Source organism: Luteibacter aegosomatis, from assembly GCF_023078455.1.
Classification (GTDB): domain Bacteria; phylum Pseudomonadota; class Gammaproteobacteria; order Xanthomonadales; family Rhodanobacteraceae; genus Luteibacter; species Luteibacter aegosomatis.
Window position 1 is genome coordinate 207,229 of the sequence record NZ_CP095740.1, and the last position, 22,481, is coordinate 229,709.

A 22,481-nucleotide genomic window follows, 5' to 3' on the forward strand; every position below is an offset into this window, starting at 1 on the left:
CACGCGCGGGGCTCAACGCGTTGCGCGTGTCCGCGCCGCATCCATCGCCCGGCACAGCGCCTCGACGCTGGGCAGTATCGACGGTGACGGCGAGGCCAGGGTGGGGGCGTCCACCACGAATACGTTGCCGTGCTTGACCGCGGGAAGGAACGTGCTTCGCTTCCAGCCGTCCAGCGAGTCGCCGTCGTTGCCGCCCGTGACGATGACCTCGGGCGCGCGGGCGAGTACCGCTTCGCGCGTGACCGTGGGCGCGGCCTGGTTCAGGTCGGCGAAGAGGTTGTCGCCGCCGCACAGGTCGAGGGCATCGTCGATGATCTGCGCGTGGCCGACGGTCATCAGCGGGCGGTCCCAGATCTGGTAGAACACCTTCAGTCGCTTCTTGCCCGCATAGGTGGCGCGCAGCGCCGCCAGCGAGGCCTCGAAGGCGGCGGCGTGCTTCGCGGCGACGTCGTCGGTGCCGGCCAGCACGCCGAAACGTCGCGTCGCGGGCGCGATGTCTGCCAGGCGGGTGGTTTCCGCATAAAAGATCGGCATGCCGAGGCGAGACAGTTTCTCCACCTGCGCCGCGGGCGTGCCGCTCTTCCAGACGAGAACGATGTCGGGCTTGAGCGCGACGATGCGCTCGAGGTCGATCGTCGTGGCATCGCTCACCACGGGGATGCGCCTGGCCGCTTCCGGGTGCTCGCTGTATCGCGACGTGCCGACGACGTAGGCCCCCGCGCCGGCCGCGAAGAGCGCGTCGGTGATGTTCGGCGCGAGGCTGACGATGCGGTGTGCCGGCGCCGGTAGCGTCACGGTGCGGCCGGCATCGTCGGTGACGCTGACGGTGGCTCGCGCCGATGCGCTGATCGCGAGCAGGGCGATAAGGAGTGGTCGGATCATGGGTGGGTATCCGTGAGGCGGCCCGCGCGGAAGAACCGCTCGCCGCCGAGTTCGATGCCCTGGATGGGATGGTGGAACGCCGCGCTCAGGTGTTCGCTGGTGATCACTTCGTCGGCAGGGCCGGCCAGGGCATGACCGCGGCCATCGAGGAGGATGGCATGCGTGGCGTGCTGCGCGGCCAGGTTGATGTCGTGCACGGTGTAGATCACGGAACGCCCTTCGTGCGTCGCCGCCCGTATCAACTCATGGAGCGTCTTCATCTGGTGGTGCAGGTCGAGCGACGAGAGCGGTTCGTCGAGCAGCATCACGTCGACCTCTTGGGTGAACAGCGCGGCGATGTTCACGCGCTGGCGTTCGCCGCCGGAGAGCGTGGTGATGTCGCGTTCGGCGAGTTCGTCCAGTTCGAAGGTGGCCAGCGCACGGCGCACCGGCGTGTCGTCTTCATCGCCCCAGGCCCAGAAAGGCAGGCGAGGATGTCGCGCGGAGGCCACCGCGTCCATCACCGTGAGGCTGAAGGCGTCCACGATCGACTGGGGCAGGAAACCGCGTCGGCGGGCCAGTTCCATCGGCGTGTAATCGCCGACCTCGCGGCCATCGAGGCGCACGGTGCCGCCGTCGGGATCGCGAAGGCCGGCCAGCGTGCGCAACAGGGTCGACTTGCCCGCGCCGTTGGGGCCGAGCACGCAGTACACCTGGCCGGGTTCGATGCGCAGGTCGAGCGAAGCCACCAGCGTGCGGCTGCGCACGGTGAGCCTGAGCGATTCGGTCGCGAGTCGACCGTTCATCGCCTGCGCACCAGCAGGAAAAGGAAGGTCGGTACGCCGATCACCGCCATCACCGCACCGACCGGCAACTGGATGGGGTCGGCCACCACGCGTGAGATCGTGTCGGCCACCACCACGAGGATGCCGCCGCCGATGGCGCTGGCCGGCACCAGCACGCGCTGGTCGTTGCCCACCAGTCGGCGCAACGCATGCGGCACCACCAGGCCGACGAAACCCACGGTACCGGCGGTGGTGACGGCGACGGCGGTGGCGATGGAGGCGAAGGCGAAGATGGCCGACTTCACCACGTTGGGTCGCACGCCCAGCGCGCTGGCCGATTCCTCGCCGCGGGCGAGCAGGTTGAGCTGGCGGCCCAGCGGCACGATCGCCAGCAGGCAGGCGAGGAGACAGGCGACCGGCAGGAGCCAGTACGCCACGCCGCTGAGGTCGCCCATCATCCAGAACAGCATGCCGCGCAGGTTACGGTCGGGAGCCAGCACCAGCATCATGCTGACGATGGCGCCGAAGCCGGCGGCGAGCATCACGCCGATGAGGATGAGGTCGGTGGCGTCGTCGCGGTGCGTGGCGCGCTGGCGCGACAGCAGGTCGCGATGGGCCAGCACGAATACCGCCAGGCAGGCGAACAACGCGCCCGTCGCCGCGCCCGCGGCGACCAGCATGGCCCCCGCACCGGCCAGCATGGCGCCGAGCGCCCCGACCGCGGCACCGCCCGAAAGGCCCAGCGTGTAGGGGTCCGCCAGCGGATTACGGACCAGCACCTGCATGAGGCAACCGGACATCGCCAGCAACCCGCCCACGCCGAAGGCCGCCACGGCACGGGGCACGCGCAATTCCCAGACGATGGCGTGCATCGGCGTGTCGCCGCTCGTGGTCAGCGCCGTCCAGGCGTCGGCGAATCGCGTGTCGACGCCGCCCAGGAGGATCGAGGCCAGCAACACCGCCGCGGCGACCACGCCCATGGCGCCCCACAGACGCACGGCCGCACCGAAAGTGGCGAAGCGAGGCGCTTGGCGGGTGATGGGGCGGCGTGGCACGTCGTCGATGGGCCTTGTCCTGGGCCCGTCAGGATAATGGAACCGCGCGATCAGGACAGCGAGCCCGCATCGCGCCGGCGCAGGTCGGTGCCTGCGCCGAGATGCTCGGTGGAAACGAAAGGTACGAAGAAAAGGCGTCAGCGACCCGGCGATAATCGTCCGAGTTTTCCGGATTCATATCGCGCGAGCGTTCGTCGAACCTCGTTCTCGGTCGACATCACCATCGGCCCATGCTTGACGAACGGCTCGCGGATCGGCTTGCCCGCCATCACGACGAAATGCGTGGCGTCGTCCGATTCGAGGACGATCTCCACCGCCGCGCCGGCGGCGACGGTGGTCGCGGTACCCGCCGGCAGCCCGCGTCGTTCAGCATCGCACTGGATCGTCATGCTTCCGGAGACCACGTAGATCCAGGCCTGCCGCTCTTCGGCGAGCATGTAGGCGTAGCGGCCATCCGCAGGCAGCGAGCCGTCGAGCATGGTCATGTCTTCGGGCGTCTCCGCGTTTCCCTTCGTGTCGCCGACGCGCCCCAGGAGCACGCGTACCCGGTGTTGGCCGCTCTCGATCACCGGCACGTCGTTCGTGCGCACGTGAAACGCGCGAGCGGGCAACTGCTTCAGCCGGGCGGGCAGGTTCACGAAAATCTGCAGCGCGTGCGTGCGTGCGCCCTCCTCGGGCTTTTCCTCGTGTGCCGCGCCGCTGGCCGCGGCGAGCCAATACACGTCGCCCGCCTCCAGGGCGAGATTCGCGCCCAGCGTATCGCGGTTGAGGAACGTGCCGACGGAGTCTTCGAACATCACCGTCACCGCCGATATGCCCGCATGGAAGTGCGGATCGAACGTCGGGCCCATCATCACGAAATGATCCACCATCAACAGGGGATCCATGGCACCGTCGAACATGTCCTCGGAAAAGTGGAGTGCGGTGAATCCGCTGCCGATCGACTGCGGAACGCCGGCGATTACCCGCCCGAGCCGGTGATCGCCCGTGGCACCGCCTTCCCACGCCATGGATTCGCTCATTGCCTGGCATCCTTGGATAGCCCTTCGGTTGGCGGGCAATCTACGAAGGGGCGCGGGCATTGATAAGCTCGCGGGACCGGACGGAGCGTCCAGTCCGTTGGACGATCGCCGAGTTGGCCTACATCAGCACGATCTTGGGCAGTTCTTCGGAAAGATGATCGAGGAAGGCCCGCACCGAAGGCAGCAGGCCCTGCCGGCAGGGAAAAACGGCCGAAATGGTGGCATCCCCCGCCACCCAGTCGGGGAGCACGCGCCGAAGCTCGCCGGACTGCACCGCGTGCCGACAGATGTAGCCGGGCAGGGCGACGATGCCCAGGCCCCTGATCGCCGCCCTTTGCAGGCTCACCATGTCGTCGCTCAGCAGGCGGGGCGTCGACGGGATCACCGTTTCGTTTCTCGCATGGCGGATGTGGCGAAGGTGCCAGGCGGGCGAAACGCCCGTACGCATCATGAAAAGGGAACGATGCTTGTGGAGGTCGTCCGGCGATTCGGGCTCGCCGTTCGCCGCGAGATAGGCCGCACCGGCGAAGAGATACCACGGTGCCGGCGCGAGCGTACGCTGGACGAGGTTGGAATCGGGCAACGGGCCCGTGTGCGCGCGGATGGCCAGGTCGTAGTTCTCGCCCACGATGTCCACGGCGCGGTCCGCGGCATTCGCCACCACGTTCACCTTCGGATACTTCACGAGGAAATCGGCGATCGCGTCGGACAGCGCGAACTGCATCGTGGCGAGGCTGGCGCTGCACTTGAGCGTGCCGCTGGGTTCGGCCATGCGCTGGAGGATCGCCGCTTCGGCCAGCTTGGCTTCCTGCAGCATGGCTGCCGCGTGCCGGTAGAAGTCCTTGCCCGCATCGGTCACGCCGAAATGCCGCGAGCTGCGATGGAGCAGGCGCGTGCCCAGGTGATTCTCGAGTTCCTGCATCCGGTAGCTGATGGTGGACTTGGGCATGTTCAGTTCCTTGCCCGCCGCGGTGAAGCCCCCGCGGTCGACCACGTGCACGAACAGGAGCAGGTCGTTCAAATCCATCATGCGGCCAATCCATCGTCCAAGCGACTGGACGCTCGAGACGGATTCTGGAGACTTCCGGCCGGATGATCCAGTGGGTCGTTTTCGTTCGTCACTTCGACGAGCGGCCAGCCCGATGGACGATGCGGCATTCACGAATGGATCGTCCAAGGCCTTTTGACGTGACTCCTTGCCGATCGCCTCGGCGGGGCCATGCGTGGCTCCCGCGCCCTGGCGCGCGCATCCAAACCACGCTGCTGGAGTACCTCATCGTGCCTAATGCAAATCATCGGTCATGGGGGCGTTCGGACCCCGGTGGCATGGGCGGCGCTCGCCGCGGAACTCGAGCAGCGGCGGTCGATGCGGGAGAGCAAGGGGCGAGGCGGCCGCCAGTGAGACGTTGAAGCTAAATAATGATCTATAAGAGGCTTCAGTGACTCGAGTGTGCAGAGGAGACTATGCCCTACCGGGGGGCCGAATCGGCGGACTCCCATCCAGAGGATCACTGTCATGTTGGACTGGCTCGACTACCGTAAAAAGCTGACCAAGCGCATCGGCGAACTGGGCGCCCTCAGCCCCGACACCCTCAAGGGTTACCAGACGCTGTCCGGCGCCGGTGCCAAGGCGGACCTGCTCGGCCCCAAGGTGCGCGAACTCATTGCGCTGGCCGTTTCGGTGACCACCCGTTGCGACGGTTGTATCACGGTGCATTCCGCCGAAGCGTTGAAGCACGGCGCGACCAAGGAAGAAATCGCCGAAGCGTTGGGCGTGGCCGTGGCGTTGAACGCCGGAGCGACCATGGTTTACTCGGCACGCGTCATGGACGCAGTGCAGGCACACGGCGAGAAGTGAGAACCTCATGAAACATGCATTCGACAGGGCGCTCGGCGCCCTCGCAAAAACGGATCGCGTGGGTATCACGCTCATGCGCCTGGCGATCGCCATCGTGTTCATGTGGATCGGCACGCTGAAGTTCGTTCCCTACGAGGCGGACAGCATCACGCCGTTCGTGGCCAACAGTCCCGTGATGTCGTTCTTCTACGAGCATCCGACGGAGTACAAGGCGCACCTCACCCATGAGGGCGAGCTCGATCCGGTGAAGCGCGAGTGGCAGACGGCGAACAATACGTACGGTTTCTCCACCGGGTTGGGCGTGGTCGAGTGGGCCATCGCATTGCTCGTGCTGGCTTACCCGGTGTCGAAGCGGCTTGGTCTGCTCGGTGCGTTCCTTTCGTTCGTGACGACGTTGGTCACGCTATCGTTCCTGGTGACGACACCCGAAGCATGGGTGGGAGCGCTCGGCGACGCCCAGCACGGCTTTCCCTATCTCTCGGGCGCAGGCCGCCTGGTGCTCAAGGACACGATGATGCTGGCGGGCGCATGGATCATCGGCGTGGATGCCGCCAGGGGCGTCCTGGCCGAAAGGAAGGAAAAGGCGGCCATCGCCGTGAACGGCGCGCGCGTGGCGCTGCGCTGAACGGATGCGAAAAGGCCCCGGCTTTGTGAGCCGGGGCCTTCGTTTTGCCGGGGAATCAGTTCAGCGGTCTGACCCAGATGTTGCGGAAGCTGATGGGCTGCGAATGGTCGCCGTGGGCCTGAAGCTTGATCGGCGCCTCGGCATAGGGCTTGTACTTCGGCTTGCCGATGTAGAAGGTTTCACCCGTGAGTTCGGTGTGGTTCTGCACCAGCACGCCATTGTGGAACAGCGTGACGTAGGCCGGCGACTTGACCGTGCCGTCGGCGGCGAATACCGGCGCCGTCCAGACGATGTCGTAGGTCTGCCATTCGCCCGGCGGACGCATCGCGTTGACCAGCGGCGCGGCCTGCTTGTAGACGCTGCCCGCCTGCCCGTTGACGTAGGTGGGGTTCTTCCACGAGTCCATGATCTGGACCTCGTAGCCTTCGTCGCCGGGACCGGTCGACGCGAGAAACACGCCGCTGTTGCCGCGGCCCTGGCCTTCGCCGGTGATGTCCTTGGGCACCTGCCATTCCAGGTGGAGCTGGTAGTTCTTGAACTTCTGCTTCGTCTGGATGTTGCCCGAGGTCTTGTCGACCGTCAGCACGCCGTCGTGCACCTTCCAGTGCGCGGGCGAATGATCCTTCGATGCTTCCCATGCGGCGATGTCGTGGCCATCGAACAGCACGACGGCATCGGAGGGCGGCGCGCCGGCGGTCTTGCCGGGCGACACGACCTTGGGCACCGGCTCCCATTGCTCGGTGGCCTTGGGATCGTCCTGCGCGGACGACGAACCGGCGGCGAGAACGAGGAGGAGCGCAGCGCTCGTGCGCAGGACATTCATACCGTGCATATCTTGAAGGCCTCGGCAAACGATTCGAAGGGGTCGGGTCCCGCGGGCATGAACTCATGCGCGATGTAACCCTGGTAATTCAGGTCGGCGATCGCCTTGGCGATGGCGTGGTAGTTGAGTTCCTGGGTGCCGTCGATCTCGTGCCGCCCCGGTACGCCGCCCGTGTGGAAGTGACCGATCCACTGGATGTTGTCGCGGATGGTGCGGATCACGTCGCCTTCCATGATCTGCATGTGGTAGATGTCGTAGAGCAGCTTGACGTTGGGTGAGCCGATGCCCTTCATCACTTCGGCACCGAACGTCGTGCTGTCGCCCTGGTAGCCGTGGTGGTCGACCTTGCTGTTGAGCAGTTCGACGCAGAGGGTGACGCCGTTCTCGGCGGCGAAAGGAGCGATCTTCGACAGTCCGGCCACGCAGTTGTCGAGGGCCTTGCGATCGTCGATGCCCGCCTTCCGGTTGCCGAACATGGTGATCACGTTCTTCACGCCCGCCTTCTTCGCGAGGGGAATCGTGGCCTCCAGTTCCTTCAGCAGCTGGGCGTGGTTGGCCGGGTCGTTGAAGCCCATCTCGATGAAGTTCTCGCGCTTGGCGGGATAACCCATCGTCACGGCCAGGCCGCTGTCGATCACCGTCGACCATTCGTCGACGTAGAGCAGGTCGACGCCGGCGAATCCCAGGGCCTTGAGGCGTTTGCACAGTTCGGGCAGCGGTGCCTTCGAGGTCCACCGGCTCAACGATTGCTTGAGTCGCCCGGGCCCCGGTTTGGCCGAAGCGGCCTTGCCGGACACGGTCTCGGCGGAGGCGAGCAACGGCGCGGCGCCGAACGCGGCGGCGGCGGTGGCGAGATGCCCGAGCGCCGCGCGGCGGCCGATGTCGGGGGAGTGGTCCGATGTGGTCATTCGAGTCCCAGGATGGTTCGGTTGAATGCCCGGTCGCTGCCGCTCGAGGCGAAATCGTCGAAGGCGCGCTCGGTGACCTTGATGATGTGCCGGCGGATGAAAGGAGCGCCTTCCTTCGCGCCTTGCTGGGCGTCCTTGATGCAGCATTCCCACTCGAGCACGGCCCAGCCGGGATAGTCGTACTGCGCGAGCTTGCTGAAGATGGCGCCGAAGTCGATCTGCCCGTCGCCCAACGAGCGGAAGCGGCCGGGGCGATCGATCCAGGACTGGTAACCGCCGTAGACCCCGGAGCGCCCGTTCGGACGGAATTCGGCGTCCTTCACGTGGAAGGCGCGAATCCGCTCGTGGTAGTTGTCGATGAACTGCAGGTAGTCCATCTGCTGCAGCACCATGTGGCTCGGGTCGAAGAGGATGTTCGCGCGCGGGTGATGGTCCACCGCATCGAGGAATCGCTCGAAGGTGACGCCGTCGTGCAGGTCTTCGCCGGGGTGCAGCTCGTAGCAGACGTCGACGCCGACCTCGTCGAAGGCGTCGAGGATGGGTTTCCAGCGCCGGCCGAGTTCGGCGAAGGCTTCCTCGACCAACCCGGCGGGGCGTTGCGGCCACGGATAGAACAACTGCCAGGCCAGCGCGCCGGAGAACGTCGCATGCGCCGTCAGGCCGAGGTGATGGCTGGCCTTCGCCGCCAACTTGAGCTGTCGTACCGCCCATTCCTGGCGCTGCTGAGGACGGCCGCGCAGCTCGGGCGGCGCAAAGCCGTCGAACAGGCGATCGTAGGCGGGATGCGACGCCACCAGCTGACCCTGCAGGTGCGTGGACAATTCGGTCACCGCCAGGCCGTGTTCGGCGAGCATGCCGGTGATGTCGTCGCAGTATCCCTTGCTGGACGCCGCCTTCTCCAGATCGAACAGGCGGGCGTCGTTGGAAGGAATCTGCACGCCCACGAAGCCGAGCGACGCCGCCCAGCGGGCGATGTCGGGCAAGGTGTTGAACGGCGCCTCGTCGGATGCGAACTGGGCGAGGAAGATGCCCGGGCCCTTGAGTGTCTTCATGTCAGATCTTCAGTGAGGTCTCTTCGGCCCAGGCCTTGCCGTTACCCGCCTGGGACAGCGGGATATCGCCCTTCCAGGCGCCGGGCACGGGATCGTACTGAAGCACCTGCGTGCAACCCGGTTGCGACAGGAAGAAGCCCAGCATCGCCAGCTTCTTGCTCATCAGCACGAAATCCGCCGCGGGAGCCGGCTTGCCGCCCTTGGGAACGGCGAGGCCTTCGGCATGCAGCTTCGTCACCAGCGCCTTGCGCTGGGCGGGGTCGAGCTGGAGGAACGGCTTGCCGCCCGCCTTGTCGAACGCCGCCATCGCGGTAAGGTAGCGCTGCTGTTCGGCCTTGGTGTAGACCGCCTTGAACATCTGGTCGGCGAACAACGGCACGCCCGCGTCGACGGCGCCCGGGGTGTCGGTGCGCGGGATCACGATGTCCGACACGGCGCCGACCAGGCCGTACTGGGACGGCGTGAAGAATTCGGGCTTCGCGCCCGGCTTCTGCGACGCGGCGTGCGCATCGAAGACGGCCAGCAACGACGGTCCCGCGATCGCGCCCACGGCGAGCGCGGACATGCTTTTCAACCATTCGCGACGATTCATGGTGTCGGTCCTCAGATGTTGCCGCGCTTGAGTTCTTCCACGGCGTGGTTGGCCGCGCGCGCGGTCATCGCCATGTAAGTCAGGGACGGGTTCTGGCAGGCGGACGACGCCATCGCCGAGCCGTCGGTCACGTAGACGTTCTTGCAGGCGTGCATCTGGTTCCAACCGTTGAGTACCGAGGTCTTCGGATCGCGGCCCATGCGCGCGGTGCCCATCTCGTGGATGCCCGCACCCACGTTGGCCTTGATCTTGAACGAGTTCACGTCGCGGTAGCCGGCGGCGGTGAGCATCTCCATCGCGTCGTCGATGATCGCCTTGCCGATCATGAGTTCGTTTTCCTGGTGGGCGGCATCGAAGTTGAGCACGGGCAGGCCGTACTTGTCCTTGTGGTTGCGGTCCAGGGTCACGAAGTTCTTGTGGTTGGGCAGCATCTCGCCGAAGCCCATCATCGACACGTACCACGGGCCGGGCTCCTGCGCGGCGCGCTTGAGGTCTTCGCCCAGGGCCTGCTGGTCCACGAGGCGCGTCCAGTCCTGGCGGCCCGCGCCGCCCTGGAAGCCGAAGCCGCGCAGGTATTTCTGCTTGTCGTTGCCCACGTTGCGGTAGCGCGGGATGTAGAAGCCGTTCGGGCGCCGCCCCGAGTAGTAGCGGTCTTCATGGCCTTCGACCATGGCGCGCGCGCCGGTGCCGAAGAGATGGTCCATGATGTTGTGGCCGAGTTCGCCGCTGTCGTTGCCGAAGCCGTTGGGGAAACGGCTCGAGGTCGAATTCATCAGGATGTGCGCCGTGCCGAAGGTGGAGGCGCACATGAAGATCACCTTGGCGAAATACTCGGTCTGGTGGCCGGTCTCCGCGTCGAGCACGCGCACGCCGGTGGCCTTGCCCTTGTCGTTGTCGTAGATGAGCTCATAGACGATGGCGTTGGTCACCATGGTCATGTTGCCGGTGCGTTCGGCCGAGGGCAGGGTCGACGAGTTGCTGCTGAAGTAGCCGCCGAACGGACAGCCGCGCATGCACAGGTTGCGGTACTGACAGGTGCCGCGCTGCGGGCTCTGGTCGTGCTTGAGCGGCTCGGAGAGGTTGGCGGTGCGGCCGATGATGAGCTTGCGGTGGAACTTGTCGTTGAGCTTGCCCTGGAAATCCTTCTCGACGCAGTTGAGTTCCATCGGCTTGAGGAATTTGCCGTCCGGCAACTGGGCCAGGCCGTCGGTGTTGCCGCTGACGCCGATGAAGTGCTCGACGTGGTCGTACCAGGGCGCGAGGTCCGCATAGCGGATGGGCCAGTCCACGCCCACGCCTTCCTTGCCGTTCGCTTCGAAATCCAGGTCGCTCAGGCGATAGCTCTGGCGTCCCCACATCAACGAGCGGCCGCCCACGTGGTATCCGCGGAACCAGTCGAAGGGCTTGGTTTCCTCGTAGGGATTGTCGATGTCGTCGGCGAACCAGTGCTTGGTGGACTGGGTGATGCCGTAGAACGACGGACGCGTATGCTTGGGCCAGCGCGCGATGTCTTCCTGCGTCGGCTCGTCGCCGTAGGGGAGTTCCCAGGGCGCCTTCATGGCCGTCGGGTAATCGAGGTGCTTGACCATCGGGCCGCGCTCGAGCACGAGCGTCTTCAGGCCCTTCTCGGTGAGTTCCTTGGCGGCCCAGCCGCCGCTGACGCCGGTACCGACGACGATGGCGTCGAATGTGTTCTTTTCCATGCAGGTTCCTCAGCGCAGCGGGCGCAGGTAATCGAAGTCGACGCGCGCGGCGTCGAGCGAGCTCATGCGGGCGAACGGGCCTTCCTGTTCGACGAAGCAGTGCTTCAGGCCGGCGGCATCGGCCGCCGCCATGATCGGCTTGTAGTCGAGCGTGCCGCGGCCCAGTTCCGCGCCCGGGTAATCCTTGGCGTTGCCGGGCAGGAAATCCTTCGCGTGCATCAGCGGGATGCGACCGGGGTTGGCCTTGAAGTAGTCGGCGGGGTTCTTGCCGCCCGCGTGCACCCAGCCGCAGTCGAGTTCGAACTGGACGAGGGCGTGGTCGGTTTCCGCGAGCAGCACGTCGTAATACACCTTGCCGCCGCCCACGTCGGTGAACTCGGCATGGTGGTTGTGATACGCGTACTGAAGCCCGGCCGCCTTGGCCTTCTCGCCGAGCCGGTTGGCGTACTCGGCGGTGCGCTTGGCGTCGTCGAGCGTGTAGGTCGGATCGTCGCCGCCCTTTTCCTTCTGCATCATCGAGGGCAGCATGCTGCTGACGATGTACTTGCAACCCAGCACGTGCGCCGCGTCGACGCTCTTGTCGAAGCCCAGGCTGTCGCAGTGCAGGCTGGGGCAGGCCAGCCCGGCTTCCTTGAGCTGGTCGCGCAGGGTCTGGGCGGTGCTGGTGATGATCGCCTCGATCTCCGAGTAGCCGATCGACTTCAGCGTCTTGAGGGTACCCACGGGGTCTTTCTGATAAGCGTCGAGCACCATGTAGAGCTGGATGCCCATGGTCTTGCCCTTGGAAGCGGCGGCGAGAAGTCGTCCGGGCGCGCCGAGGCCGAGCCCCAGCGCCGTGCCGCACAGCGCGGATCGCGCCAGGAATTGCCTGCGAGTCAACATGAAACGTGCTCCTCCAATCAATGGGCCTGGGTCGCGGGCGCGGTGGCCGCCACCTTGCGATCCTTGAACATCACGACGAACAAGACGAAAACGAAGGCGGCGAAGGCGCCGGCGATCAACCAGATCGAGGTCCAGTCGTGCGCCGCGTCGCCACGGGTGTAGGTCTGTACGACCACGCCGGACAACCACGAGCCGACGAACATGCCCAGGCCATACGTCAGGAAGGTGATGAGGCCCTGCGTGGCCGCGCGCAACGCGGGCGGCGCCTCGCGATCGATGTAGATCTGGCCCACGACGAAGAAGAAGTCGAAGCAGATGCCGTGCAGCACGATGCCGAGCCAGAACATCCACATCATGCTGCCGGCGTCGCCGTAGGCGAACAGCACGTAGCGGACCACCCAGGCCAGCATGCCCACGGCGAGCATCCACTTCACGCCCAGGCGGCGGAAGAACCACGGGATGAGCAGCATGCAGAACAGTTCGGACATCTGCCCGCCGGTCATCTTGCCGGCGGCGTTGACCACGCCCGCTTCGTTGAGGAACAGGTTGGTAAAGGCGTAATAGAACTGCAGGGGAATACAGATCAGGAACGACGCGAGCGCGAACACCGCCATCGAGCGCTCGCGGAGCAGGTGCAGCGATTCCAGCGGCAGCGCATGGCGCATCTCGAAGCGCGTGTTGCGCGCGAGCGGCGGCGTGGGGGGCAAGGTGAAGCAATAGATCGCCATCACCACGGACAGGCCGGCGGCCAGGAGCAGCGGGGAGGCCGTGGCTTCCACGCCCCACGCGCCCACGGCCAGTCCCACCAGGATCCAGCCGATGCTTCCGAACACGCGGATCGCGCCGAATTCCTCTTGCGGATCCTTGATGTGCCGCATCGCCAGCGAGGCGGTCAGGGCCAGCGTCGGCATGTAGCAGAGGCTGTAGGCCAGAAGGGGAGCGTAGACCATCACGAACGAGGTCTGCTGCGCGGCGACCACCAGCAGCACGGCGCCGAGCAGGTGAAGCAGGGTGAGCACGCGGCGCGTATCGAAGAGTCGATCGGCGAGCAGGCCCACGAACAGCGGCGAGATGATCGCGCCGATGGCGGTCGTGCCCGCGACGGCACCGATTTCCGTACCGGTGAAATGCAGCGTCTTGCCCAGCCAGGTACCGACGGTGACGTACCACGCGCCCCAGATCGCGAATTCGAACAGCATCATTACTCTAAGGCGCCATTTCATCCGCGTTTCCTCGTTGTGCGTGGGGTTTCGAGAGGGTCTTCGACCGCCTGCCAGACGCCGCCGGAGGCATGGCTCCGGAGCATCGCGTCGACCACCAGGCTGTTGCGGTAGCCGTCGGCGAAGGTGGGCAGGGCGAGGGGTTTCGTATCCGACGTGGCACCGCGGCGGATCCACGCGTAGGCATCGGCGATCACGTTGCGGAACGCATCCGCCCAGGCTTCCGGATGGCCCGCGGGAAGGTGCGCGTAGCCGCGCGCGGCGGGATCGAGCAGCGACGGGTCGCGCGTGAGCACCGTGTTGGGCTTCGCGTGGTGGCCGATCCACAGTTCGTTGGGTTGTTCCTGCCGCCAGGCCAGGGAGGCTTCGCGTCCGTTCACTTCCAGGCGCAGGTCGTTCTTGTGGCCGGGAAGCACCTGGCCGACGGTGACGCAGCCGCGCGCGCCGTTGTCGAAACGCAGCAACACGGTGGCCAGGTCTTCGCTGGTGATCTTGCGCTTTTGCGCGGGTTTCTTCGTCGCGCCCGCGAACGCCTTGGCCGATGCGTCGGGCACTTCGCGCACGGGCACGACGGTGTGCAGGTCGGCCAGTACGGCGCTGATCCGCGCGCCGGTCACGTGCTCGGCCAGGTCGCACCAATGCGAACCGATGTCGCCGAGCGCGGAGCTGGCGCCGCCACGCTTCGGATCCAGCCGCCATGAGTAGGTGCGCTCGTCGGTCAGCCAATCCTGCAGGTAGGCCCCATGCACGAACACCGCCGGACCGACCTTGCCCTTGGCGATCATCGACCGCGCCTGCTGCACCAGCGGGTAGCCGCGATAGTTGAACGTGACGACGTGGGCGAGGCCGGACGCGCGTGCCGCCTCATACAGCTCGCGTGCTTCCTGCATGCTGCCGGCGAGCGGCTTGTCGGAAATCACGTGTTTGCCGGCGCGCAGCGCCGCCAGCGACACCTCGCGATGCAGGTGGTTGGGCGTGGTGTTGTGGATCACCTGCACGGCCGGGTCGGCCAGCAAGTCCTCGTAGCTGCCGTAGGCCTGCCCGACGCCCAGCTCACGTGCCCGTTTTCGTGCCGATTCCAGGCTGGAGCCGGCGATGCCGACGATCTGGACGTTGCCCAGGCGGCGCACGGCATCGAGGTGATGCGCGGCGATGAAGCCGGGGCCGACCAGCCCCATGCCGAGTTGTTTCATCGGTTTACCGTCCTGGCGCTTGTCGCGATCGACTGGCCTGCCATTTTTCCCCCGATGTACCTCCGCCCCTGAATGTATTCGATTACATTTTCAGGGCATCGGCGGTAAGTCGTGTGATCTGTGTGGAAAGGTTTCGCCCCATGGGCCGCAACGTCTCAACGCGGCCTGAACATGCCAAGATATGTAGCAGATGGATAAACGCCTATGCAACGATTTCATGTAATCCATTACATTGCGCTGCACAAAAAAGGGGCCGGGACGCGTGAGTTCAGACGAGGGCAAGCGTAAGGGAAAGGGGGCTGCGGCCCATGCTGCGCCGCAGCCCGTGCGCGTGCGTACGGTCAAGGAGATCGCCGCCATCGCCAACGTGTCGGTGGCCACGGTATCGCGGGCGTTGCAACGGCCGGAGATCGTCAGCGAAGAAACCCGGTTGCGCATCCACGAGGTGGTCAAGCGGCTGGGTTATACGCCGAACGCGCTCGCCCGCAACCTGCGCACGGCACGCACTCGGCTCATCGTCGCCCTGGTGCCCGACATCTCCAACCCGTTCTTCTCCGAGGTGATCCGCGGCATCGAGCAGGTGGCCTACGAGACCGGTTACTCGGTGCTGCTGGGCGAGACGCAGAGCAACCTGGTGCGCGAACAGGCCTATGCCGAGATGGTGGCCGCGCGCCAGGCCGACGGCATCATCACCATGTTCCATCGCATCCCGTCGATTCCCGTGGGCGGTCGCTTGCCGTTGGTCAACGCCTGCGAGTACGTCAGGGACAGCGAGATCTCCAGCGTCTACATCGACAACGTCGCCGCGGCGCGCGCCGCCGTCGACTACCTCGTGACGCTGGGGCACCGCGAGATCGCCTTCATCGCGGGCCCCTCGTCGAGCCCGATCTGCGTCGACCGCGAAGAGGGGTATCACCAGGCCCTGGAGCGGGCGGGCATCGCTTTCGACGAGGCGCTGACCGCCGTCGGCGACTTCTCCATCGAGGCGGGCGAACGCGCCATCGAGTTGTTCCTGTCGCAGGGCCATGCCTTCAGCGCGGTGTTCTGCTCCAACGACGAGATGGCGATCGGCGCGATGCGCGCCCTGATCTCGCGAGGCCTGCGCGTGCCGGAAGACGTTTCCGTCGTCGGTTTCGACGACATTCGCTTCTCGCGCTACACCTCGCCGTCGCTGACCACGGTCGCCCAGCCGAAGAACGCGCTGGGCCGGGAGGCGATGACCATGCTGATCGAACTGCTCAACGACCCCGAGGTGCCGCCGCGCAAGCGGGTGCTCTCGGCCGACCTGGTGGTGCGGGGTTCCACCGCGCCTCGTGCTGGAGCGCATGGGTCCGCGGGTTGATGCGAGCCGTCGGGAGCGACCCGATCCCGCGACGACGAGGCAGGTCGGGCACAGGTAAGCCGCAGTAAGCGATTCCGGCAGGGTTCGCCCCATGGTTCCCTGGGTCGGCGCGCCCGCCCGAGGCGGGCGGCCTTGTCCGGCGTCGTGATGGGGTCATTCGCGGTCACCCGTGGCAGGATGCCGTCGGGCGATCGATCGATGGGGGCGTCTATGGGATCCGGTTCGAGGGCGGGTCGCTACCTGGGCTACGGAGCGCTCCTGCTCGTGCCTGCCGTCGTTCAGTTCGGCTTGCCCCGGCTCGCCGGAAGCGAGATGCCCGAGCTTTCCTACTACCTCATGCTTTTCGCCGCCCTCGCGGCGGGTGCGACGGCCCTGGGCTATTCGCGCACGCCATTCTTCGAGCGGCGCACCATCTTCTGTCTCTCCCTGGGACTCGGACTATGGGTGATCGGCATGGGGAATGCGATCGCGAATTCGGACACCGAGAAGAACCTCATCTCGACATATGTCTATTTCGTAAGCTACGGCTTGCCCCTGCTTTATGCCGCTGTCGTTACCCGGGACGAACCCACCACGGCGTCACGCCGCCTGGTCGACGTCGTACTGCTGGCGCTGCTCGCGATCCTTTGTTATCTGGGCGTGCGCGATCTCAAGGATGAGCACGGCTTCCTGATGAGCGCATACGAACCCTGGGTAGCCGTCGCGTTCGACGTGGAGAACGCGATCCTGTTCCTGGTCTTCCTCGTTCGGACGCTTGCGGCAACGGACGAGCGGGAATACAGGTCCTTCAAGGTGGTGACGGCCTTCCTCGGTATCTATGCGTTGACCGCCGCCTTGCATAACCATGCCGACCCTGGCGGGACATCGCGCGCCGTCGCCGCCGTGATGGACACGCTCCCGGTCTTGAGCTTCGGAAGCCTGATCTGTCTTCTTCACGGCCATCGGCGGCCCGGCGCATTCGATCCGATCCGGCGCGTCTGGATGCGCCACCTGGCCGCCGGCTTCGCGCCGGGTGTCCTGCTGGCCGCGATATTCGCTTTCAGCGTCGGCATTCGTGGATCGAAGAGCCTGTCGGGTCAGATCGTGCTGGCACTGGCCATGCTGACTTACGTGATCCGTGTGGTGCAAACCCAGTTCTGGCTCGCGGCGACACGCGACCGGCTCGTCACGGCGCTCGCCACCGTGGAACGCATGTCGCTTCTCGATGTGTTGACGGGCATTCCCAATCGGCGCGCGTTCGAACTCGCCCTGGGAGAACGACTCCGCGAGTCCGTGCGTGACCGTAAGCCGGTCAGTGCGCTCATGATCGACGTCGACCTGTTCAAGCGCTTCAACGACAGCCGCGGTCACCTGGACGGGGATGAGGCCCTGGCGGCGGTGGCCAGGCTTCTTGCCGGATCGCTGCGCCGTCCGGCGGACTTCATCGCGCGATACGGCGGAGAGGAGTTCGTGGTGCTTCTGCCCCATACGGCGGAGGACGGGGCGCAGGTCGTCGCGCGGCGCATGAATCGATCGGTGTATGACGCGGCATTGATGTTCGAACTGGGGATCGACCAGCGAGTGACCGTGAGTATCGGTATCGCCACCACCGAAGAACTCGACGGGGATGACCTGATGAGGCGTGCCGACATGGCGCTGTATCGCGCCAAGGCCGAGGGCAGGAACGGCTACAGGGCGGCCGCGGGGCGAGCCGTGGCCTCGTTGCCGTAGACCCGTCGGCCGGGGGGCGACCCGCTCTGTATCCGAATGTATCGGGGCGATCGAAGCCTACATTCGGAGACGAAACCGGGGGGCACGCGACACGCCGCCGATACCGGGCGGGACGAGGATGTATTCCAACGAAGCGCACCGCGCATCGTCCCATCCCGCCGCTTTCGAGGATCCGCCATGTCCGCCGACACGTTTTCGCTCCCCTCCGTCGTTCGCCGTACCCTCCGTTCGAGCGCGCGACTACTCGCCGCGGGCATGCTGCTCGGCGGCGCCGCATCGGCCGCGCCCGCCACCTCGCCCGAACTGGTCGCGAACAAGCACGTCCATGCCGGCGACCTGAACGTCGGCTACGCCGACCTCGGCCCGGCGGACGGCGAGGTCGTCATCCTGCTGCACGGTTGGCCCTACGACATCAACAGCTACGCCGAGGTAGCGCCGAAGCTGGCCGCCAAGGGCTATCGCGTGATCGTTCCGAACCTGCGCGGCTACGGGAACACGCGTTTCCTCTCCGACAAGACCCCGCGCAACGCCGAGCCGGCCGCGCTGGCCTCGGACGTGATCGCGCTGATGGATGCCCTGAATATCCGCAAGGCGACTCTCGCCGGCTTCGACTGGGGCGCGCGTTCCGCGGACATCGTCGCGGCCCTGTGGCCCGAGCGCGTGAAGGCACTGGTCTCCGTCAGCGGCTACCTCATCGGCAGCCAGGAATCCGGCCGCCAGCCGCTGCCCCCCGCGGCCGAACTCCAGTGGTGGTATCAGTACTACTTCGCCACCGCTCGCGGCCAGGACGGCTACGCCCGGTACACGCACGACTTCGCCAAGCAGATCTGGAAGCTGGCCTCGCCCCAGTGGAAGTTCGACGACGCCACGTTCGACCGCAGCGCGGCGAACCTGGACAACCCCGACCACGTCGCGATCACCATCCATAACTATCGCTGGCGTCTGGGGCTGGCCGAGGGCGAGCCGAAATACGCGGCCCTGGAGCGGAAGCTCGCCCAGGCACCGGTCATCACCGTGCCGACGATCACCATCGAGGGCGACGCCAACGGTGCGCCGCACCCGAAACCGGAGGACTACGCGAAGAAGTTCGTGGGCAAGTACGAGCATCGCACCTTCACCGGCGGCATCGGCCACGATGCGCCGCAGGAAGACCCGACCGAGTTCACCCAGGCCGTGATCGACGCCACCCACCTGTAATGCCTGCCTGAGGGACGTGCCATGAAGATCGTCTATGTCATCGCATCGCTCGCGACCGTCGCCGCCGTGGCGCTGGGCGTCGCCGCCACCGTCCATGCCAGGGACGGCGGCCATGGACCGGCATCCCCCATCTACGGCGTGCAGCTTCCCGAGGGCTACCGAGATTGGCCGTTCATCGCACCCGCCCAGGAAGCGGCGCCGCTGAACGAGCTGCGCGTGATCGTCGGCAATCCGACGGCCATGCGCGCGTATCGGGACAATGTCCGGCCGTTCCCCGACGGCACCGTGTTGGTGAAGCTGGCCTGGAAGCACGAGCCGTCTCCGGATTTCGCACCGGCGTCCATCCCGGGCGCGGCGACCACCGTGCAGGTGATGGTCAAGGATTCCCGCAAGTACGCCAGCACCGGCGGCTGGGGCTACGGACGCTTCGTCGACGGCAAGCCGGTGGACGAAGCGCAACACCGCACGTGCCACGCCTGCCACGCCGCGCGCGTCAGCGATCGCGACTTCGTGTTCACCCGCTACGCGAAATGAGTGGAATCAGGCGTGCGGTTTCGGCGCCAGCAAATAGAGCGTGTGGGACGTGAAGTCCCACACGCTGTCGTACTGCTTGAACAGTCCGTACCCGAGGGTCATGACGTTCGGCTCGGTCATGCCGATGTCCTCCGCCGCGGGAAACGGGCGCGTCACCAACGGCAAGCCGTCGACGTGCAGGTTCGCTCCGCAGCCGAGGTCCAGCCGCTTGAGATCGTAGGTGTCCTTGGCCGACGGCGCGAGCACCCCTTCGCCCACCAGCCGCTTCGCCACGTCGTCACTGGCGAAGATCGCCCCGTATTGGCCCGAGTCGAAAGAGACCACGACATCCTGGGAACCGAGCCGTAGCGACACGATGGGATGGTTGACCAGCTTTCGCGTCCGGAAGTGGATGGCGCAGACCACGTTTTCGCCGTCGATCGCTTTCCCTGCGTCCGCCCTGGGATAGAAAGTCACCCGATGGCTGGCATAGGAGAGCTTGAGCGCGCCCTCGCCCCAGAAGTGGTAGCCGATCCATCCGCCGAAATCGGGGGTGATCCGCTCCAGTTGCGACGCGTCCTGGGCCTGCACGTCATGGACCTCCCGCAGCTGGATCGGACCCAGGCGGATATCTTCCACCACGGGAACGTGGAGTACGTCGAAGCTCTGTCCGCTGCCGAAGTGCCCGCGCGACACGACACGGGCATCGCGCAGCGGAAAGCGCCTGGTATTGAGGGCCAGCGCCGTCTCGGCACCGGTATCGACCATGAACTTTGCCTGGCGCCCACCGACCGTCATCTCGACGAAGGGATAGCCCTTCACCTCATGCAGGGGCAGTTCGAGTACCCGGGACTTGAGCCGGAATTCCGGGGCCTGCTTTTCCTTCGGCATCGTTCCTTCCGCCATCGATGCGCCCGCAGCGCATAGCGTGAGCGCGACAACGGCGATGCATCGGTGGATTCGCGACGGTGCCGGGCGGGGATCGTGACGGAAGAGACGTTTCATGTCGGCCTCGGTGGGAGGAAACGCTTACGGTTGAGGAGAGGCCGGCGGAACGAGTGCGATCACGGTCCAGCCGGGCCGCGGCTCGATGGGGCGCGAACCCGTGGCGACCCGCAGTGCGCCCCGCGGCTCGATCCCGAACAGCAGCAGGGTATCGTCTCCGTACTGCGCGATGAAGCTCGCCCAGTCGAACGCCTCGCTCAGGCGGGTGGTCTTGATCCGCCAGCCCTCGCGAAGCAGGTCGTCGAACCGTGCGTGGGTCATGTCGTCGGAGAACAAGGCGGGCGCCAGGAGGCTGCCCGCCAGCGACGCGCGCTGGTGGCTTTCCTCGGGGGACAGGTTGCGCAGGCGGAACACCTTGTCGCGTCCGAACTCTTCCCGGTAGTGGACGCTGACCAGCGAATTCAGTTCGCGGTGCGTGGACATGGCCAGCAGGTGGCCGATACCGGCCAGGTCGAGGTGGCGATCGGCCGCCTGCGAAGCGGGATTGCCGAAGAACGTGGGCACGCCTTCCATGCGCGCGGTGCGGATGCCGTGCCAGTCGTCGTCGGCGACGATCACGCGCAACCCTTCGATGGCGTTCAGTGCGCGCGCCACTTCCAGCGCGACGGCGTTGGCGCCGTAGAGCAAGACGCCGCGCGGTTCGGGCTCGGCGACGCGAAGCCAGCGCGCGAGGGGTCGCGCGGTGGCGCTCTGGAAGACCACGGTGCCGATGATCATGAGAAAGACCAGCGGCACGAGCTTGTCCGCCCCGGCCATGCCGGTGTGCTCGAGACGGATCGCGAACAGCGCGGAGACCGAGGCGGCCACGATGCCGCGTGGCGCGACCCACCCCACGAGCGCGCGTTCCCGCCAGGTCAGTCCGCTGCCGAGGCTGGACACGAAGACGGAGAGGGGTCTGATAACGCATTGCGCCACGGCGAAGATGGCCAGCCCCGCGTAGAGCGAGCCATCGGGGAGCGGCCAGTCGAGGCGCGCGGCGAGCAGGATGAAGAGAGACGACACGAGGAGGGTCGTGAGATGCTCCTTGAAATCCATGATGTCGTCGATGTGCACGTCGCGCATGTTGCCCAGTGCGATGCCCATGATGGTCACGGCGAGCAGGCCCGATTCGTGGGCCACCGCGTTCGACACGCTGAAGGTCATCAACACGGCGGCCAGCGTGCCGAAGTTCTGCAGGTACTCCGGTATCCAGTGCCGCCGCAGGAGATTGCCGTGGACGAATGCGGCCAGGGCGCCCACCACCGCGCCGCAGGCCACCGTGCCGAGGAACACCTGCACCGAGTGCCCCTCGCGGTGCGAGGCGATCGCCTCGTAGACCAGCACCGCGAACAAGGCGCCGATCGGATCGATGACGATGCCCTCCCAGCGCAACACGTTCGCGATGCGCGCGTTGGGCCGGACGGTGCGTAGCATCGGCGCGATCACCGTGGGGCCGGTAACGCAGGTGAGCGCCCCGAACAGGAACGACAGATCCCATCCAAGCCCGCCGATGTAATGGGCCGCGCCGGCCAGCAGCACCAGCGCCAACAGGGCGCCATAGGTAACCAGCCCCCGCACGGCATGCCCGATGCCCTTCAGTTCGTGCATGCGCAGCGTGAGACTGCCCTCGAAAAGGATCACGGCCACCGCCAGCGACACGACCGGAAAGAGCAGGTCGCCCATCACCTTGTCGGGCCGCAGCAACCCGGTGACCGGTCCGGCCACGATGCCGGCCAGGAGCAGAAACAGGATGGCCGGCAGGCGCACCCGCCAGGCCAGCCATTGGCAGAAGAACCCGATGACGAGCATCAGGGTCAGCAGCATTCCGAGTTCGATCGCCATGGGGGCCCTGGGCTGAGGAGGGTGGAATTCGCGCCAAGCGCGGCCATCGCGGCGCAGCCTACGAAGGGCTATGTGAAACGGTTGGGATGCCGTCCCTTGCGCAGCGGATCGAGAAGACCCTTCAGGCCGTTGTGGTCGAGCTCCAGGGCCAGTGCCAGCAGCGTGCCCAACGGGCCGGGCGGGAAGCCCTTGCGGGCGTACCAGGCAAGGTACGCGCCCGGCAGGTCGGCGATGAGCCGGCCCTGGTATTTCCCGTAGGGCATGGTGACCGTCACCAGGCGCTGGAGGTCTTCGGCGTTCAATGGCGGCTCCAT

Annotated in this window: 22 protein-coding genes; 6 read left to right on the forward strand and 16 right to left on the reverse strand. The window is 66.2% G+C overall.

The genetic code is table 11. The annotated features are described in order from the left end of the window. Positions 1 to 12: 12 nt before the first annotated feature. From L2Y94_RS00865 to L2Y94_RS00885, 5 genes are all read right to left on the reverse strand, one after another. Positions 13 to 882 (reverse strand): cobalamin-binding protein, encoded by an 870-nt coding sequence (locus L2Y94_RS00865; RefSeq protein ID WP_247372326.1) that lies wholly within the window; start codon positions 880 to 882, stop codon positions 13 to 15. Next, complete coding sequence (locus L2Y94_RS00870) at positions 879 to 1,667, reverse strand: ABC transporter ATP-binding protein (protein ID WP_247372328.1); 789 nt, start codon at positions 1,665 to 1,667, stop codon at positions 879 to 881. The genes L2Y94_RS00865 and L2Y94_RS00870 overlap by 4 nt, the downstream gene beginning before the upstream one ends. Next, complete coding sequence (locus tag L2Y94_RS00875; RefSeq protein WP_247372330.1) at positions 1,664 to 2,701, reverse strand: FecCD family ABC transporter permease; 1,038 nt, start codon at positions 2,699 to 2,701, stop codon at positions 1,664 to 1,666. Before L2Y94_RS00875 ends, L2Y94_RS00870 begins: the two co-directional genes overlap by 4 nt. Before the next feature lie 137 nt (positions 2,702 to 2,838). Further along, a complete protein-coding gene (locus tag L2Y94_RS00880) occupies positions 2,839 to 3,723 on the reverse strand; it encodes a pirin family protein (RefSeq protein WP_247372332.1) in 885 nt (294 codons plus the stop codon). Positions 3,724 to 3,841: 118 nt separating this feature from the next. Further along, entirely contained in the window at positions 3,842 to 4,753 is a 912-nt protein-coding gene (locus tag L2Y94_RS00885) for a LysR substrate-binding domain-containing protein (RefSeq protein ID WP_247372334.1), read from the reverse strand. 486 nt (positions 4,754 to 5,239) lie between these two features. Here L2Y94_RS00885 and L2Y94_RS00890 point away from each other — a divergent pair, with 486 nt between their 5' ends. Together L2Y94_RS00890 and rclC are read left to right on the forward strand one after the other, a co-directional pair. Next, on the forward strand, positions 5,240 to 5,581 hold the full coding sequence (locus tag L2Y94_RS00890; RefSeq protein WP_247372336.1) for a carboxymuconolactone decarboxylase family protein: 342 nt from the start codon (positions 5,240 to 5,242) through the stop codon (positions 5,579 to 5,581). 7 nt (positions 5,582 to 5,588) lie between these two features. Continuing rightward, positions 5,589 to 6,206 (forward strand): reactive chlorine resistance membrane protein RclC, encoded by a 618-nt coding sequence (rclC, locus tag L2Y94_RS00895; RefSeq protein WP_247372337.1) that lies wholly within the window; start codon positions 5,589 to 5,591, stop codon positions 6,204 to 6,206. A 55-nt stretch (positions 6,207 to 6,261) separates the two neighbouring features. Here rclC and L2Y94_RS00900 read toward each other — a convergent pair whose 3' ends face one another. The 8 genes from L2Y94_RS00900 to L2Y94_RS00935 are packed head-to-tail and all read right to left on the reverse strand — an operon-like array spanning position 6,262 to position 14,579. Continuing rightward, positions 6,262 to 7,038 carry a 3-keto-disaccharide hydrolase gene (locus tag L2Y94_RS00900; protein WP_425602420.1) on the reverse strand — a complete coding sequence of 259 codons (777 nt, stop codon included), beginning with the start codon at positions 7,036 to 7,038 and terminating at the stop codon, positions 6,262 to 6,264. Continuing rightward, positions 7,026 to 7,937, reverse strand: coding sequence for a hydroxypyruvate isomerase family protein (locus L2Y94_RS00905; protein WP_247372341.1), 912 nt, complete (start codon positions 7,935 to 7,937; stop codon positions 7,026 to 7,028). The genes L2Y94_RS00900 and L2Y94_RS00905 overlap by 13 nt, the downstream gene beginning before the upstream one ends. Further along, a complete protein-coding gene (locus L2Y94_RS00910) occupies positions 7,934 to 8,989 on the reverse strand; it encodes a sugar phosphate isomerase/epimerase family protein (RefSeq protein ID WP_247372342.1) in 1,056 nt (351 codons plus the stop codon). The genes L2Y94_RS00905 and L2Y94_RS00910 overlap by 4 nt, the downstream gene beginning before the upstream one ends. Position 8,990: 1 nt before the next feature. Beyond that, positions 8,991 to 9,581 carry a gluconate 2-dehydrogenase subunit 3 family protein gene (locus L2Y94_RS00915; protein WP_247372345.1) on the reverse strand — a complete coding sequence of 197 codons (591 nt, stop codon included), beginning with the start codon at positions 9,579 to 9,581 and terminating at the stop codon, positions 8,991 to 8,993. Between the two features lie 11 nt (positions 9,582 to 9,592). Beyond that, the gene (locus L2Y94_RS00920) at positions 9,593 to 11,284 is read right to left on the reverse strand and encodes a GMC oxidoreductase (protein ID WP_247372347.1); all 1,692 of its coding nucleotides are present in this window, start codon (positions 11,282 to 11,284) and stop codon (positions 9,593 to 9,595) included. Between the two features lie 9 nt (positions 11,285 to 11,293). Further along, positions 11,294 to 12,166: a sugar phosphate isomerase/epimerase family protein gene (locus tag L2Y94_RS00925; RefSeq protein ID WP_247372349.1), complete on the reverse strand. Its 873-nt coding sequence runs from the start codon at positions 12,164 to 12,166 to the stop codon at positions 11,294 to 11,296. A 17-nt stretch (positions 12,167 to 12,183) separates the two neighbouring features. After that, on the reverse strand, positions 12,184 to 13,389 hold the full coding sequence (locus tag L2Y94_RS00930; protein ID WP_247372351.1) for an MFS transporter: 1,206 nt from the start codon (positions 13,387 to 13,389) through the stop codon (positions 12,184 to 12,186). Further along, positions 13,386 to 14,579, reverse strand: a complete 1,194-nt coding sequence (locus L2Y94_RS00935; protein ID WP_247372352.1) for a Gfo/Idh/MocA family protein — start codon at positions 14,577 to 14,579, stop codon at positions 13,386 to 13,388. Before L2Y94_RS00935 ends, L2Y94_RS00930 begins: the two co-directional genes overlap by 4 nt. 331 nt (positions 14,580 to 14,910) lie before the next feature. On the opposite strand from L2Y94_RS00935, the gene L2Y94_RS00940 reads away from it, so the two are divergent. The 4 genes from L2Y94_RS00940 to L2Y94_RS00955 all read left to right on the forward strand — a co-directional run bounded on the left by L2Y94_RS00940 (position 14,911) and on the right by L2Y94_RS00955 (position 19,362). After that, the gene (locus L2Y94_RS00940) at positions 14,911 to 15,921 is read left to right on the forward strand and encodes a LacI family DNA-binding transcriptional regulator (protein ID WP_247372353.1); all 1,011 of its coding nucleotides are present in this window, start codon (positions 14,911 to 14,913) and stop codon (positions 15,919 to 15,921) included. A gap of 336 nt (positions 15,922 to 16,257) precedes the next feature. Continuing rightward, positions 16,258 to 17,631: a GGDEF domain-containing protein gene (locus L2Y94_RS00945; protein WP_247372354.1), complete on the forward strand. Its 1,374-nt coding sequence runs from the start codon at positions 16,258 to 16,260 to the stop codon at positions 17,629 to 17,631. A gap of 177 nt (positions 17,632 to 17,808) precedes the next feature. Beyond that, the gene (locus tag L2Y94_RS00950) at positions 17,809 to 18,828 is read left to right on the forward strand and encodes an alpha/beta fold hydrolase (RefSeq protein WP_247372356.1); all 1,020 of its coding nucleotides are present in this window, start codon (positions 17,809 to 17,811) and stop codon (positions 18,826 to 18,828) included. 21 nt (positions 18,829 to 18,849) lie between these two features. Next, complete coding sequence (locus L2Y94_RS00955; protein WP_247372359.1) at positions 18,850 to 19,362, forward strand: cytochrome P460 family protein; 513 nt, start codon at positions 18,850 to 18,852, stop codon at positions 19,360 to 19,362. Positions 19,363 to 19,368: 6 nt separating this feature from the next. On the opposite strand, the gene L2Y94_RS00960 is transcribed toward L2Y94_RS00955, so the two are convergent. The 3 genes from L2Y94_RS00960 to L2Y94_RS00970 form a co-directional block, all read right to left on the reverse strand. Further along, complete coding sequence (locus L2Y94_RS00960; RefSeq protein ID WP_247372360.1) at positions 19,369 to 20,232, reverse strand: pepsin/retropepsin-like aspartic protease family protein; 864 nt, start codon at positions 20,230 to 20,232, stop codon at positions 19,369 to 19,371. A 138-nt stretch (positions 20,233 to 20,370) separates the two neighbouring features. Next, positions 20,371 to 22,167, reverse strand: coding sequence for a cation:proton antiporter (locus tag L2Y94_RS00965; protein WP_247372362.1), 1,797 nt, complete (start codon positions 22,165 to 22,167; stop codon positions 20,371 to 20,373). A 68-nt stretch (positions 22,168 to 22,235) separates the two neighbouring features. After that, positions 22,236 to 22,469, reverse strand: coding sequence for a DUF3820 family protein (locus L2Y94_RS00970; protein WP_247372364.1), 234 nt, complete (start codon positions 22,467 to 22,469; stop codon positions 22,236 to 22,238). Positions 22,470 to 22,481 lie beyond the last annotated feature (12 nt).